Genomic DNA, 685 nt, shown 5'->3' on the forward strand with positions numbered 1-685 from the left:
GAACCAGTAAAAGCTGAAGAATCAGTACCTGCTGAAGAACCAGTAAAAGCTGAAGAACTAGTAAAAGCTGAAGAAGTTGCTGTTGAAGCTGAAACAGCACCGGTTAGTGCTACTGAAACACCTGTAGAAGCGAAAGATGCGCCTGTGGTTGAAAGTCAACCTAAGACAGTTTCGCAAGCGAGTTCAGCTAATGCAAACGCTAAAACTGTGATTACAGCAGGACATGCAAGTGCGCCAATGGCACAGCCTACGCCTGTAGCCGATAGCAAAATCAAGCATATATCGGTTGCAATGGCACATGACAAACGTGAGTTAATCCCTGACAGCGGCCTTCGCCCTGGCTCGGTAAAACCTGCCAGTCGTGCAAGCTCAGCGATGACTAAAACGCTGAGTGCTGAATAAGCACTGAGTTTAGCTCAAAGCATAAAAAAGCCGCGTTAATTTATTTTAACGCGGTTTTTTTGTCTGGCATTTATGTAACTGGCAACGGGGTTCGGGTAAAGTCGAAAGTTAGCGGGCTACGGGGATCGGGCTTCGAGCCTGATCCCTAACCCCTTAGCTCGCAACTTGCTGTGAGCAAGATCTATGTCTACAGCTATTCCTAACACCTAAAACATGCGCAAGTTAAACTCCCGCCTACGGATAAGGTCAACATCGAGGTTTATTGTAGATACCATCTCTCTTT

General features: G+C 46.4%; 1 pseudogene. It reads left to right on the forward strand.

What is annotated here, in order from left to right:
• Positions 1–402, forward strand: a pseudogene (locus CWC30_RS15400) (ribonuclease E); the annotation flags it as partial.
• Positions 403–685 lie beyond the last annotated feature (283 nt).

This window comes from Pseudoalteromonas sp. S4741 (assembly GCF_005886135.1).
GTDB lineage: Bacteria > Pseudomonadota > Gammaproteobacteria > Enterobacterales > Alteromonadaceae > Pseudoalteromonas > Pseudoalteromonas tetraodonis.